The organism is Dyella thiooxydans (assembly GCF_001641285.1).
In the GTDB taxonomy this organism is placed as follows: Bacteria; Pseudomonadota; Gammaproteobacteria; order Xanthomonadales; family Rhodanobacteraceae; genus Dyella_A; species Dyella_A thiooxydans.
This window is the reverse complement of record NZ_CP014841.1, coordinates 2,691,290-2,705,234: the sequence shown is the minus strand read 5'-3', so window position 1 is coordinate 2,705,234 and position 13,945 is coordinate 2,691,290. Positions and strand designations below refer to the sequence as shown.

Annotated in this window: 12 protein-coding genes; 7 read left to right on the top strand and 5 right to left on the bottom strand. The window is 68.2% G+C overall.

The annotated features are described in order from the left end of the window. Nucleotides 1–101: 101 nt before the first annotated feature. From ftsE to rpoH, 5 genes are all read left to right on the top strand, one after another. Nucleotides 102–779: a cell division ATP-binding protein FtsE gene (gene ftsE / locus ATSB10_RS12330; RefSeq protein WP_063673090.1), complete on the top strand. Its 678-nt coding sequence runs from the start codon at nucleotides 102–104 to the stop codon at nucleotides 777–779. Continuing rightward, nucleotides 776–1,756, top strand: a complete 981-nt coding sequence (ftsX, locus tag ATSB10_RS12325) for a permease-like cell division protein FtsX (protein ID WP_063673089.1) — start codon at nucleotides 776–778, stop codon at nucleotides 1,754–1,756. Before ftsE ends, ftsX begins: the two co-directional genes overlap by 4 nt. Nucleotides 1,757–1,904: 148 nt before the next feature. Continuing rightward, complete coding sequence (locus ATSB10_RS12320) at nucleotides 1,905–2,750, top strand: response regulator (RefSeq protein ID WP_063673088.1); 846 nt, start codon at nucleotides 1,905–1,907, stop codon at nucleotides 2,748–2,750. Beyond that, nucleotides 2,747–3,493, top strand: coding sequence for a uracil-DNA glycosylase (gene ung, locus ATSB10_RS12315; protein ID WP_063673087.1), 747 nt, complete (start codon nucleotides 2,747–2,749; stop codon nucleotides 3,491–3,493). Before ATSB10_RS12320 ends, ung begins: the two co-directional genes overlap by 4 nt. Before the next feature lie 157 nt (nucleotides 3,494–3,650). Next, nucleotides 3,651–4,514 (top strand): RNA polymerase sigma factor RpoH, encoded by an 864-nt coding sequence (gene rpoH, locus ATSB10_RS12310; RefSeq protein WP_017463713.1) that lies wholly within the window; start codon nucleotides 3,651–3,653, stop codon nucleotides 4,512–4,514. A gap of 77 nt (nucleotides 4,515–4,591) precedes the next feature. On the opposite strand, the gene tal is transcribed toward rpoH, so the two are convergent. The 3 genes from tal to ATSB10_RS12295 all read right to left on the bottom strand — a co-directional run bounded on the left by tal (nucleotide 4,592) and on the right by ATSB10_RS12295 (nucleotide 9,440). Continuing rightward, nucleotides 4,592–5,545 carry a transaldolase gene (gene tal / locus ATSB10_RS12305; RefSeq protein ID WP_063673086.1) on the bottom strand — a complete coding sequence of 318 codons (954 nt, stop codon included), beginning with the start codon at nucleotides 5,543–5,545 and terminating at the stop codon, nucleotides 4,592–4,594. A 65-nt stretch (nucleotides 5,546–5,610) separates the two neighbouring features. Then, nucleotides 5,611–7,788, bottom strand: coding sequence for a primosomal protein N' (locus ATSB10_RS12300; protein WP_063673085.1), 2,178 nt, complete (start codon nucleotides 7,786–7,788; stop codon nucleotides 5,611–5,613). A gap of 440 nt (nucleotides 7,789–8,228) precedes the next feature. Beyond that, entirely contained in the window at nucleotides 8,229–9,440 is a 1,212-nt protein-coding gene (locus ATSB10_RS12295) for a DUF3667 domain-containing protein (protein ID WP_063673084.1), read from the bottom strand. A 111-nt stretch (nucleotides 9,441–9,551) separates the two neighbouring features. Between ATSB10_RS12295 and ATSB10_RS12290 the strand changes: the two genes are divergently transcribed. Continuing rightward, a complete protein-coding gene (locus ATSB10_RS12290) occupies nucleotides 9,552–10,979 on the top strand; it encodes an MATE family efflux transporter (protein ID WP_063673083.1) in 1,428 nt (475 codons plus the stop codon). Between the two features lie 28 nt (nucleotides 10,980–11,007). Then, complete coding sequence (gene sppA / locus ATSB10_RS12285) at nucleotides 11,008–12,876, top strand: signal peptide peptidase SppA (protein ID WP_063673082.1); 1,869 nt, start codon at nucleotides 11,008–11,010, stop codon at nucleotides 12,874–12,876. 4 nt (nucleotides 12,877–12,880) lie between these two features. Here the strand turns inward: sppA and ATSB10_RS12280 are convergent, their stop codons facing one another. Both ATSB10_RS12280 and ATSB10_RS12275 read right to left on the bottom strand, forming a co-directional pair. Then, on the bottom strand, nucleotides 12,881–13,699 hold the full coding sequence (locus tag ATSB10_RS12280) for an ABC transporter ATP-binding protein (RefSeq protein WP_063673081.1): 819 nt from the start codon (nucleotides 13,697–13,699) through the stop codon (nucleotides 12,881–12,883). After that, nucleotides 13,696–13,920: a hypothetical protein gene (locus ATSB10_RS12275; protein ID WP_063673080.1), complete on the bottom strand. Its 225-nt coding sequence runs from the start codon at nucleotides 13,918–13,920 to the stop codon at nucleotides 13,696–13,698. The genes ATSB10_RS12280 and ATSB10_RS12275 overlap by 4 nt, the downstream gene beginning before the upstream one ends. Nucleotides 13,921–13,945 lie beyond the last annotated feature (25 nt).

Here is a 13,945-nt window from a genome sequence, read left to right as displayed (position 1 = left end):
CAGGATGCAGGAGGGCCACTCCGGTTGTCCGGGGTGGCCCAACTTGCGTTGCGCATCCCGTATCCTTGCTGCTTGGTGGGACGGCAACGTCGGGGAATGCGGTGATCCGCTTTGACCAGGTAAGCAAGCGTTACGAAAGCGGCCACGAGGCCATATCGCAGTTGTCATTCGAGGTGGGCGACGGCGAGATGGCCTTCGTTACCGGGCACTCCGGTGCCGGCAAGAGCACTCTGCTCAAGCTGCTGGCACTGATCGAGCGTCCGTCCCACGGGCAGATCCATCTCGATGGCCAGAACCTGGGCAAGGTCGGCCGCGGGGGGATCCCGAAGCTGCGCCGACGCATCGGCATGGTGTTCCAGGATCACCGGCTGCTGATGGATCGCACCGTTTTCGACAACGTCGAGCTGCCGCTGGTGATCGGTGGGCTGGCACCGGCCGAACGCGCCAAGCGCGTGCGTGCCTCGCTGGAAAAGGTCGGCTTGCTGGCCTACGAGCGCCAGTTGCCCGACACGCTCTCCACTGGCGAGCAACAGCGCGTGGGCATTGCCCGGGCCATCGTGGCGCGCCCTGCGCTGCTGATTGCCGACGAGCCGACCGGTAACCTCGATCCGCAACTGGCAGTGGAGATCATGGGGCTGTTCGCCGAATTCCAGCAGGTCGGCACGACCGTGCTGGTGGCCAGCCATGACCTGCCGCTGATCAAGCGGATGAAAAAGCGGGTAGTCGTGCTCGACCACGGTCGTCTGGTGGCTGACGTGCCTGCGCAGGAGGTGCTGTGAGCGGTCGTCCCGACGTCGCGGCCGAGGCCGCCGTACGCGATGCGCGCAGCCGACGCAGCGAAGCCCGCCGCGTCGGAGGCTGGGCCGAGCACCATCGCTGGAGCGCTTCGGCGAGCCTGCGCCGATTGCTCGGTCGTCCTTTCGGCACCCTGATGACAGTCACCGTGATCGGCCTGGCGCTGGCTCTGCCACTGGCCTTCTATCTCCTGCTCGGCAACGTGCAGCGGATGGGCGATGCGATGGGGCAACGGCAGGCGGTCAGCGTGTTCCTCAAGCCCGGGCAGGGCGAGTCGGTTGCGCAACTGCTGGCCAAGGATATCGGCGAACGGGCGGATGTCGCCGGGGTGGTGGTCAAGACCCCGCAGCAGGGGATGGACGAACTGGCCGCGATGCAGGGCTTCAGCGGCGCACTGCATGCGCTGGACGACAACCCACTGCCTTACGTCCTCGAGGTCATGCCCAAGGACGCGCTGGACGCCGGCGCGGTGCAGGATCTGGTCACCGCCCTGCGCGAACAGCGCGGTGTCGACATGGTGCAGGACAGCGGAAGCTGGCGTCAGAGGCTGGATGCCCTGCTGGGGTTGGGCAACCGCATCGTCGCCGTGCTCGCCCTGCTGCTCTCGCTGGCGGCCGTGCTGGTGGTGGGCAATACGGTGCGTGTGGATATCGCCGGGCGCGTCGATGAAATCGGCGTGCTGATGCTGGTTGGCGCCAGCCGGCCGTTCGTGCGGCGGCCTTACCTGTATGCGGGGATCTGGTATGGCTTGTTCGGCGGCGTCGTCGCATCGCTGGTGGCAGTGGCCATCGAGCTCTCGCTGGTGGCGCCCGTCGAGCGATTGAGCGCGGCCTATGCCGGCAAGCTCTCGATCGGCGGACTTCCGCTGTGGCTGCTGCTGGCCACGCCGGTCGCCGCAGCGCTGCTCGGCTGGGTCGGCGCGCGGTTGGTCAGCGCCTGGCAGCTGCGGAGGGTCGCCTGATGGTCGGGCGTCGCACTGCGGTGATGGCGGTCGCAGCCGGCCGGATCGTCGATGAGGCAGGATCGGTGGCTGCGACAACGGCGACGGGGGCGGAAAAGATCGTGAGTGGGAAGCTGTGGACGACGACCCGGTGGCGCGGAGTGTCCGCATGAATACCAGCATCAGCAGCCGCAGCATCGGCGAGGCGCCTCGCGTGCTCGTCGTCGACGGCTCCAAAGTGGTTCGCCAGCTGATCACCCGGGTTCTGGCCGCCGAGCTGCCGGCCGCCGAAGTGGTCGGATGTGCCACGGGTGAGGAAGCCCAGCGCGAACTGCAGTCCGGCGCCTTCGATTTCATCACCGTCGCCCTGCGCCTGCCCGACATGGATGGCCTGGAACTGGCGCGCTACGTGCGCGAGTCGGCACCGCAGGCCTACGTTCCGATCGTGGTGGTTTCCGGCGATGTCGACGACCGGTTGCATCGCCGGGCGCTCGGTGAACACGTGACCGACTATTTCGACAAGTCGCTGGGTTTTCCCGCCCTGGGAGCCTTCATCCGCGGCTATGTCAGTCCGGAGGCCTCGGCCACGGGTACCGTGCTTTACGTGGAAGACAGCCGTGTCGTGGCCCTGGCGACCCGCCGCATGATGGAGCGCTGCGGGCTGACCGTGCGCCACGTGGTCAGCGTGGAGGATGCAATCGCGCTGCTCGAGGCCGACCGGGAATTGGGCTGGGTCGGGGCGGACGTCGTGCTTACCGATGTCAGTCTCAAGGGCAAGCTCACGGGCGGCGATCTGCTCGAGCACATCCGCACCGAGTTCGGCTACGGCAAGGGGCGCCTGCCCGTGCTGGTGATGACCGGTGACGAGAATCCCGCCAACCAGGCCGCCCTGCTCAAGGCGGGCGCCAACGATCTGGTCGAGAAGCCGGTCGAGGAAAGCCTGCTGATCACGAAACTGCTGTTCCAGCTGCGCGTAGCCCAGCACATGCGCTCGCTGAACGATCCTTCGACATGAGCGGTGACCGCGTGCGCCTGGAGCCGGGTTGGAAAGCCCGTATCGGCGACTATCTGGAGCGGCCCGAGATGCAGGCGCTGGCGGCGTTCCTGAGGGAGGAAAAGCGCGCCGGGAAGGTGATCTATCCCCCGGGGCCGGAGATCTTCGCGGCGTTTGACCACACCCCGTTCGACACGGTGCGGGTGGTGATCCTTGGCCAGGATCCGTATCACGGCCCCGGGCAGGCCCACGGCCTGTGCTTCTCGGTGCGTCCCGGAGTGCGGATCCCGCCGTCGCTGGACAACATCTTCAAGGAGATCGGTCGCGACCTCGGGCTGCCGCGGCCGGATCATGGCTGCCTGACCCCGTGGGCCGATCGCGGGGTGCTGCTGCTCAATGCGGTCCTTACGGTCGAGCGCGGCGTGGCCGGTTCGCATCAGGGCAAGGGTTGGGAAGGTTTCACCGACGCCGCGATCGATGCCCTCAACCGGGAGCGCGACGGGCTGGTGTTCATGCTCTGGGGCAGCTACGCCCAGCGCAAGGGGCGGCTGATCGATACCCGGCGCCATCGCGTGCTGACCGCGGTACACCCCTCCCCGCTGTCCGCGCATCGCGGATTCATCGGCTGCGGGCACTTTTCCGCCGCCAACGCCTGGCTGGACGAGCACGGCCTGGCTCCGATCGACTGGTCGCTGCCGCCGAGGGCGCAGCTGGAGGCGGCGAGCCCGGCTTCACGGGCGGCGAACGCGCACCGTGCAGAATGAGGGGTTCACACGGCCGCTGGACAACGCGCTCAATTTTCTGTACTATTTGGTACATTAAGTCGACGCGGTGATCGGTTCGCCGCGCCGGAACTTTGCGGTGGCTTTAGCACTCCAATGATGCGAGTGCTAAGCTGCCCCTCATCAGGAGGTTCCGTCCATGTCCCAAGCTTTGGTCACCGCCAACATCCCGGTTCCCAGCGTCGTCGGCAGCCTGGATGCCTACATCTCGGCGGTGCACCGCATCCCGGTGCTCAGCCAGGAAGAGGAGCAGGCGCTTTCGCGTCGCTACCTCGAGGAAAACGACCTGTCGTCCGCCCGCAAGCTGGTGATGTCGCACCTGCGTTTCGTCGTGCACGTGGCCCGCGGCTACAGTGGCTACGGCCTGCAGCTGGGTGATCTGATCCAGGAAGGCAACATCGGCCTGATGAAGGCGGTGAAGCGTTTCGATCCGGACCAGGGCGTGCGCCTGGTCAGCTTCGCCGTGCACTGGATCCGTGCCGAGATGCACGAATTCATCCTGAAGAACTGGCGCATCGTGAAGGTCGCCACCACCAAGGCGCAGCGCAAACTGTTCTTCAACCTGCGCAAGAGCAAGAAGCGCCTGGGCTGGATGAACGCCGAGGAAGTGCGGACGGTGGCGAAGGATCTCGGCGTGCCCGAGGCCACGGTGCGCGAAATGGAGTCGCGCCTGTCCGGTCGCGACGTGGGCTTCGAGGCCCCGGTCGATGCCGACGAGGACGCCAAGCCGGCGCCGGCTGCGTTCCTGGTCGACGACGGTGCCGATCCCTACGACACGGTCTCCGATGCAGACCAGTCCGACAACGAACTCGAGACGCTCTCCGCGGCACTGGAGAAGCTGGACGACCGTTCGCGCGACATCATCCAGCGCCGCTGGCTGAATGATGAAAAGGCCACGCTGCAGGATCTGGCTGACGAGTACGGTGTATCGGCCGAGCGCATCCGCCAGGTCGAGGCAAATGCGATGAAGAAGATGCGTGGGCTGTTCGCCGCCGCAGCCTGACCGGTTTCGGCTCAGCCACGATGGAAAGAAAAACGGCCCCTCGGGGCCGTTTTTCGTTGGACGCCCGGGGCGCGTCTTCAGAGCTTGGCGGTAAGCAGCTTTTCCAGCTTGAGCTGATCGGCGGCGAACTTGCGGATGCCGTCAGCCAGCTTGTCCGTGGCCATGGGGTCCTCGTTGTGGCCCCAACGGAAAGCCGGTTCGCTGAGGGGATCGGGCGGCGTTGCCTTTTGCCCGTCGTCCTCGAGTGCGCGCGGCAGGGGATCGTGGCAGGAGTCGAGCTTCTCCAGCAGCTCCGGGCTGATGGTGAGCCGGTCGCAGCCGGCCAGCGCGCGGATCTGCCCGGTGTTGCGGAAGCTGGCGCCCATCACCACCGTCTCGAAACCGTGGCGCTTGTACCAGTCGTAGATGCGCCGCACCGACTTCACGCCGGGGTCTTCGTGCGGCTCGAAGTCGTTCGCGTCGGTGTTGGCGACGTACCAGTCGTAGATACGGCCGACGAACGGCGAGATCAGGAACACCCCGGCCTCGGCGCAGGCCACCGCCTGTTCGAACGAGAACAGCAGGGTCAGGTTGCACTGGATGCCGCGGCGCTCCAGTTGCTCGGCGGCGCGGATGCCGGCCCAGGTGGATGCGACCTTGATCAGGATCCGGTCGCGCTTCACCCCGGCATCTTCGTACAGGCCGATCAGCCGCTCGGCCTTGGCGATGGTTGCGTCGGTATCGAAGGACAGGCGTGCGTCCACCTCGGTGGAAACGCGGCCCGGCACCAGATCCAGGATCTTGCGCCCTACCGCGACGGCGAGGTGGTCGCCGGCATCGGCAATCTGCTGCTCGCGGTCGTTTCCGCGCCCCTTGGCGAACGCCACGGCTTCGTCGAGCAGGGAAGCGTAGGCCAGGATGCTGGCGGCCTTGAGCAGCAGCGAGGGATTGGTCGTGGCGTCGACCGGCTTGTAGCGGGCGATGGCCTCGATGTCACCGGTGTCGGCAACCACGGTGGTGTACTGGCGAAGTTGTTCGAGCTGCGATGCCATGGGGCCTCCTTCAGGTGGACCTGAAATTATAAGGCCCGCTGGTCGTTCTGCCGTGAGGGCAAGGTTCAGTAGAGGTCGATGGGGTCGACGTCCAGCGACCAGCGTACCCGCCGCGATGACGGCAGGGCGCCGAGCTGGAGCCGCCACGGCCGTGCGACCGAATGCAGCCGGGCACGACTGGAGGATTCCAGCAGCAATTGGCCGCGATGCCGGCCAGCACGCAACGGCATCGGCGCCGGCATCGGCCCGGCCAGTTGGACTTCCGGATCGTTCGGCAGCGCCGCGGCCGCAGCGGCCAGGAAGGTGTCCACGTCGGCGCGATGGTGCGCGTCGGCGCGGAGCAGGATCTGATGGCTGCAAGGAGGCAGTTGCACCGCCTCGCGCTCGGCCAGCAGGGTTTCCGCCGCCGTTCCGTAGCCCGAGGCGAGCAGGGTGCGCAGCAACGGATGCTCGGGATGATGGGTCTGCAGCAGCACGCGACCGGTGCGATCGGCCCGCCCCGCCCGCCCGGCGACCTGCACGAGCAGTTGGGCGAGCCGTTCGCCGGCCCGGAAATCCACGCTGTGCAACCCTTCGTCGATGCTGACGATGGCGACCAGCGTCAGCCGGGGAAGGTCGTGCCCCTTGGCCAGCATCTGCGTACCGACCAGGATCGCCGGGCCGTCCTGCCGCAGCTCGTCCAGCAGATGCTCGAAGGCATCGCGGCGGCGGGTGGTCTCCCGGTCGATGCGCCTGACCGGCACCTCGGGGAACAGCGCGCCGAGCGCCTCCTCCAGTCGCTCGGTGCCGTGGCCCTGAGGCCAGAGCGCACCGGCGCCACAGGCGGGGCAGTGCGACGGCACTGGCGCGTGCCGGTCGCAATGGTGACATCGCAACTGCCGTTGCCCGGCATGCAGTGTCATCGGGCGTTCGCAGCGCGGGCAGTCGGCGTGCCAGCCACAGGCGTGACAGAGGAGGACCGGTGCATAGCCGCGACGATTGCGGAATACCAGCACTTGCTCGCCCCGTGCCACCGTCTCGCTCACCGCAGCGAGCAACGCGGGCGACAGCCCATGGTCCAGATACTGCGCGCGCACGTCGACGATCTGCACCTGCGGCGTGGGCCGCGCGGCGCCAGGTCGGGTACGAAGACGCAGCGTCCGGAAGCGCCCGCTGGCGGCGTTGGCCAGCGTCTCCAGCGAGGGCGTGGCGCTGCCCAGCACGATCGGCACGCCTAGCTCTCGGGCACGGACCAATGCCAGGTCACGCGCATGGTAACGGAAGCCTTCCTGCTGCTTGTAGGAGGCGTCATGTTCCTCGTCGACCAGGATCAGGCCGGCGCGCGGCAGCGGAGCGAACACCGCCGAACGGGTGCCCAGCACCACCTTGGCCTCGCCGCTGCGCGCGCGCAGCCACGCCCGCGCCCGATCGCCCTCGGCCAGGTTCGAGTGCAGCACCTCGACCGGCACGCCCAGGCGCTCGCGCAGCCGGCGCAGGGTCTGCGGCGCCAGGCCGATCTCCGGCACCAGCAGCAGGCTCTGCCGGCCTTCGGCGAGTGCCTGTTCGATCAATGCCAGGTACACCTCGGTCTTGCCGCTGCCGGTGACGCCATCGAGGAGGAACGGCTGGAAACGTCCGAAGGCCTCACCGACGGCAGTCACCGCATCGCGCTGCTCCGCGCTCAGCGGCAGGGATGTTGGCGGTTGTCGTCGGGGTGGTGCAGCTGGCGGGGGGCAGCGCTCGACCAGGTGGGCGGCGGCCAGCCGACGTGCCGCGGTCCGCCACGCAGGCAGCGAGGCGGTCAGCTCGTCCGCGTGGCGCGGCCCTTTGATCAGCAGGCCTAGCAGGTCCCTGCTGCCGCCTCGCCGGCGGCCGGCGGCGTGCTCCTGTTGCCCGGCCGGCGTGAGCTGCCAGTATTCCTCGGCGATCTCCGGCAGCGGCCGCGGCTCGCGCAGCGCCAGTGGCAACGCCTGGGCGAACGCTTCCCCCGGTGCACCCAGCCAGTAATCGGCGGCCCAGGCCAGCGTGCGCAGCAGCTCGCCGTCCAGCAGCGGCTCGTCATCCAGCACTTGCAGCACCGGCTTTAGCCGGGAGTCATCCCGTTCCGATGTCACGGCCGCGTCGACCACGATACCCACCTGGCGCCCCCGCCCGAACGGCACCAGCACGCGCTGGCCAGCCATGACCCGGCCGTCGGCCGGTGGCAGATAGTCGAAAAGGGTCGGGAGCGGGACGGGCAGGGCGACGCGGACGGCGGTGGACATGGCTACCTCGGGGTGCGCCAGTGTAGCCGGCCCGGGGGCCGGACCCCGCTCAGGCCGCATCGCCGGCGGAAGCGATCATGGGTCCGTTCGTTGCCGGCGATTGTTTCGCCCGACTCTAGGAAGGCGGGATAAGTGCCCCCTCTCCGTACATTTTTCCGCTTATCCACAGCTGCTGTGGATAACTTTGTGGATGGAGCGGGGAAGGGGGCGCCTGAGGCCCGTCACGGCGGACTTCACGACACACTGCGCAAGATTTGGCCATCAGAAAAACATGATGTTTTTCAATTGCTTGTGTTGCCCATTCAACTGTGCTTCACACCGATGCCATGAAACCGTCGCGTGGGTTGACACTCCGATGACGCTGTGCAAAACCCCGCCGCCGCCGCCCGCGTCATACGGCGGGATGTGATGAGCGTCACGGATGGCGGTGCACCGTCGCCTCAATGCCCGGCGCCCAGCACCAGGGCGACGCCGAGCACCGTGAGCAGCAGCCAGAAGTAGCACCAGCCCACGAACCAGTACTTCACCAGCGTCATCGCCCAGCCCTGCCGGTAGATGCGCTTCTGCATCACCAGCAGGTAGGCGAACATCCAGACGATGAGCGCGAACCGCACGACGCCGAGTGGATAAGTCATCCACGGGGCCACGGGGCGCAGCCAGGTCGACAGCATGCCGACCATCAGGACCAGCAGGAGCGCCACGAACAGGAAGGCGTGGCTGTGCAGGGCGACGATCACGTGTTCCATGTAGAGCCTGCGCCGGAACAGGTAGAACACCTTCAGCAGCAGCGCGAACAGCGGAATCATCACCAGCATGCTCTGCGGCAGCACGCTGAAGAAGCCGGCGACCATCCGCTCGCGCGCCTCCTGCCGCTCGCTGGCGTCGCGGCCGTGGAGCGCCGTCTTGAAGTTGAGCTTGAGGTGCCGCGTGAATTCGGTCAGGCGCGCGTTGGCGAATTCCGGCAACCAGGCGATGTGCACCGGTTCGACCCGGTCCCACTCCGCCTCGTCGGGGTCGGTGGAGCGCTTGTTGTCGTTCGCCACCTGTGCCGCCCCGGCGCTGCTGGCCGCGGCCGCGCCGACGGCAGCGGGGGCGTCCTTCAGCTCGACCAGTCGCTTGTCGGCCGATTCGCGCAACCTGCGCTCGGCCACCCCCAATCCCTGGTCCACGCCCGGGATGCCTCCTGCGCTGGCCTGGGCGGTGTGCAGGCTGGCCAGTTGGCGGTCCAGGTGCCGGCGCACGTCCGCCGCGGTGGTGTCGGTGGCGAACGGATTCGGCGTGTCCTGGTGGACCAGCTTGCCGGCGACCGCCGGGTTGCCCGCGTGGTCGAGCAGCCGGTCCGCCATCAGGTGGAAGGCGAAGAAGCACAGCAGGCACAGCACGAACATCAGGCGGAACGGCGCCACGTAGCGCTGGCGGCGTCCGGCGAAGTATTCCAGCGTGAGGAAGCCCGGCCGGGTGACCAGTGGTGGCAGGGTATGCAGGATGCGGCCGTCGACATGCAGGAACATGTCCAGGCCGTCTTCCAGCATGTGGTGCACCGGCTTGAGCACGCTATGGACCGATTGCCCGCAGTGATGGCAGAACTCACCCTCCATCACGGTGCCGCAGTTGGCGCAGTGCACGACGGTGGCGTGGTCGAGCTGGTCCATCGATGGCTCCTCCCCTGGAAGCAGGGGATGGTGTCACAAGGACGCGGCCGAGGCAGCCCTGCGGTGAGGCCCGGTCCGCTAAAATGCGCGGCCGATCCGAACGAACCCGCCATGACCGCTTTCCGTCCCGACCGCGCGCGCATCGCGCACGAAGTCGGCGCCACCGTACGCCTTGCCCTGCCGCTGATCGCCGCCCAGCTGGCGGCGATCGGTTCCAACGTGATCGATGCGGTGCTTTCCGGTCACTACAGCACCCACGTCCTCGGTGCGGTGGCGGTGGGCGCCAACGTGTGGTCGCTGGCCATCGTCACCGGAATCGGGCTGATGATGGCCGTGCCGCCCTCGGTGGCCCAGCTCGACGGCGCCGGGCGTCGCCACGAGGTCGGCGCACTGTTCCGCCAGGCGCTGTGGCTGGCGCTGCTGACCGGGGTGGTGCTGTGGTTCGCGGTGAGGCATGCCAGCCCCCTGTTTGCCTGGATCGGCGTCACCCCGGACCTGCGCGTCGACGTGGATGCTTTCCTGCACGCGATCAGCTGGGGTGCGCCGGCGCTGACCTGCTACTTCGCGCTGCGCGGTCTGTCCGAGGGCCTGTCGCTGACCCGGCCGTCGATGTTCTTCAGCATGGCTGGACTGGTGCTGCTGGTGCCGCTGGGCTACGTGTTCATGTTCGGCAGGCTGGGTCTTCCGCCACAGGGCGCGCGTGGTTGCGGCATGGCCACGGCGCTGGCGCTCTGGCTCGAGCTGGCCGGCTTTGCGACCTACGTGCTGCGCCATCCCAACTACCGGGGGCTGGGGCTGGTCGATCATTTCGAGTGGCCCGACTGGCGCCGTATCGCCGAACTGCTGCACGTGGGCGGGCCGATGGCGGTGAGCCTGCTGGCCGAGGCCGGCCTGTTCGTCGCAGTGGCGCTGGGTATCAGCCGGCTCGGCGACACGGTCATGGCCAGCCACCAGGTGGCGATCAACGTCGCCTCACTGTTCTTCATGGTCCCGCTGGGCCTGGCGATGGCGATCACCGTGCGGGTCGGCAATGCGGTGGGACGTGGCGACGCGGTCGGTGTGCGCTATGCGGGCTTCTGCGGGATCGGACTGAGCCTGGTCACGCAACTGGTGTCGGCGGCGGTGATGTTCGGCCTGCCGCATCGCATTGCCGGGCTCTATACGCACCAGCGGGAGGTGATCGACCTGGCCGCGCAGTTGTTGCTGCTGGCAGGCGTGTTCCAGTTTTCCGACGGCATCCAGGTGGCGTCCAACGGCGCACTGCGCGGTCTGAAGGACACCCGGGTACCGATGGCCATCACCCTGTTCTCCTATTGGGGCGTCGGCATGCCGGTCGGCTGGTGGCTGGCCTTCCACCAGGGCTTGGGCGCGCGCGGCATGTGGATGGGCCTCATCGCCGGCCTCAGCGCTTCGGCCGTTCTGCTGTTCACCCGGTTCTGGCGGAGCGCCCGGCGTGGCCGCTGGGTCGGCGCGCCGCAGCCTGACCACCCACACATGACCGCGCCGGTGCAAGCCGGTACGCTGCCCCTCGACCCGTGACTTCCCACCTTCCGAACAGGACGGCTGCATGACCGCTTCGCGCCCCAATGGCTTCTGGGCCTTCCTTCGTGTCTTCGGGCGCGGCCTCAACGTGGTGCGACTGGTCATCATCAATGCGGTGTTCTTCACGCTGCTGTTCATCGTGCTGCTGCTGGCGTTCGGCGTGATGGCCGGACGCCATGCCGGCATGGGCATCGACGCCGACTCGGTGCTGGTGCTCAAGCCGGAAGGGCGACTGGTGGAGCAGTACAGCGTGGCGCCGCTGCAACGCGTGTTGTCCGGCCTGTCAGGCGATGAGCCGAAAGAAGTCCAGGTGCGTGACCTGGTGCGCGCGATCGACGCGGCGACCACCGACAAGCACATCACCCGCATCCTGCTGCTGCCGGACCAGTTGCAGGCTGGCGGCTTTGCCGCGTTGCGCGAGGTGGGCGCAGCGCTGGATCGCTTCCGCGCCGCCGGCAAGCCGGTGATCGCCTGGGGTGTGAACTATGACCAGGGCCAGTATTACCTCGCCGCTCATGCCGACCGGCTGCTGGTCGACCCGCAGGGCGGGGTGATGATCACCGGCCTGGCCAACTATCGCCTGTTCTACAAGGACCTGCTGGACAAGCTCGGCGTGCAGGTGCACCTGTTCCGCGTCGGCCAGTTCAAGAGTGCGGCCGAGCCGTACATCCTCGACCATGCTTCGGATGCGTCCAAGGAGGCCGACAGCTACTGGATGGGCGGCCTGTGGGACAACTACATCGATACCGTCGCCAGGCTGCGCAAGCTCGATCCGGCCACGCTGCGCGATGACATCGACCACCTGCCGGACCACATCGCCAGCACCCGGGGCAACCTGGCCCAGCTCTCGCTCAACGAGCATCTGGTCGACGGTCTGGCCACCGAGGCCGACGTGGAGGCCATGATGCGTCGCGAGGGCGTGCCGGCCGGGCGCCAGGGCAAGGGTTTCCGCTCGGTCGGCCTGTCGCGCTATGTCGCCCAGTTGCCGGACGACAGCGGCGCGCTGTTCAAGCCGGGCGTCGCGGTGGTGGTGGCCGAGGGCGAGATCAGCGGCGGCAAACAGCCGCAGGGCCGGATCGGTGGCGAATCCACCGCCGCGCTGATCCGCGCCGCGCGCGAGGACAAGAAGACCAAGGCGCTGGTGCTGCGGGTGAACTCGCCCGGCGGCGAGGTCTATGCCGCCGAGCAGATCCGCCGCGAGGTCGAGCTGACCCGCAAGGCGGGCATCCCGGTGGTGGTATCGATGGGCGACGTGGCGGCCAGCGGCGGCTACTGGATCTCGATGGACGCCGACCGCATCTTCGCCGAGCCGAACACCATCACCGGTTCGATCGGCATCTTCGGCATGTACTACTCGATTCCCGACACGCTGGCGAAGCTGGGTGTGCAGAGCGACGGCGTGGCCACCGGGCCGATGGCCGGCGCGTTCGATATCACCCGCCCGCTCGATCCGAAGGTCGGTCAAGTGATCCAGGCGATCATCGACAAGGGCTACCGCGATTTCGTCGGCGGCGTGGCCAAGGCGCGCGGCAAGGACTACGACGCCATCGATGCGATCGCCCAGGGCCGCGTGTGGACCGGAAAGCAGGCGCTGGACCGCGGGCTGGTCGACCAGCTCGGCGGCCTGGATGACGCGGTGGCCTACGCGGCGAAGAAGGCCGGGCTGGCCAAGGGTTATCCGGTCCGCTACATCGAGCAGCCGCTGGGCGGCTTCGAGCAGTTCGTGGTCGGTCTCAACCGCACGGCGATGGTGCAGGCGGCCTTGTCCTACGGCGTGCACCTGCCGCGCTGGATGGCCGAGCTGCCGCGGGCGATGCCCGAGCTGCAGCTGCTGCGCGATGCGCGGCCGGGCCGGCCGAACGTGTACGCCTACTGCTTCTGCGCGCCGCGCTGACCGCTCAGGCCAGTGCGGCGCTGTACCAGCCGCCGCGCTGACCGACCGACACCGCCGCCTCGAATGCCGCGCTGAGCGGTTCGTCGCGCAGCACGCGGTCGCACGGGCCGTCGGCCAGCACGCGGCCGCGATGCAACAGCACCACGCGGCCGATCTCGGGCACGATCTCCTCCACGTGGTGGGTCACCATCAGCAGCGTCGTGCCGCCCCGGGCCAGCTCGCGCAGCTGTTCGAGGAAGGCGCGCTGGGCGGTCATGTCCAGGCCGGCGCAGGGCTCGTCCAGCAGCAGCGCCTGCGGCCGGTGCACCAGCGCCCGGGCAATCAGCACCCGGCGTGCTTCGCCGGTGGACAGGCTGGCCAGCGGGCGACCGGTCAGGGACGAGGCGCCGGCCCGTTCCAGTGCCTCCAGCGCGCGCCGACGCATGGTCGGGCTCACCGTGCGGTCCCACGTGTCGTGGGCGGCGAAGAACGCCGATTCCACCGAGGTCAACACCTCGTTGCCGGCTTCATTTCCCAATTGCTGCTGCAGGGTGGGCGAGACGATGCCCAGTTGCCCGCGCAGCTCGGCGATGTTCCAGCGGTCGTGTCCCAGCACGCGGACCGGTGCCGGTGGTCCGCTGCGGGCCAGAGCGTGCAGCTCGCGCGCGATCAGGCGCACCAGGGTGGACTTGCCCGAGCCGTTGCGGCCGAGGATGGCGGTGTGCTCGCCGCGGTCGATGCGCAGGGTCAGGCGATCGAGCGCGGCGTGATCGCCCCGCAACACGGTGGCGTCGTCGATCTCCAGCAGGGGCGCGCGCTCGATCCCGGTCGCCGGGTCGCTCACTGGCTGGCGGCTTCGATCTGCTTGCGCTGCTCGGCGGCCTGCTGGTCGACCACCTTCTGGACGTCCTTGGCGCGCTGCTCGTCCTTCTTCATGCCATCCCACGGCGTGGCCACGCGCTTGGCCTGGGCATCCTGCGCCGCGCGGGGTGCCGGCGGCTTGCCCGAACAGGCGGCGAGCATCAGTGCTGCCGACAGCGCAACGATCATCGGACGTAGGTTCATGGCATCGACTCCCGGCATGGATGCG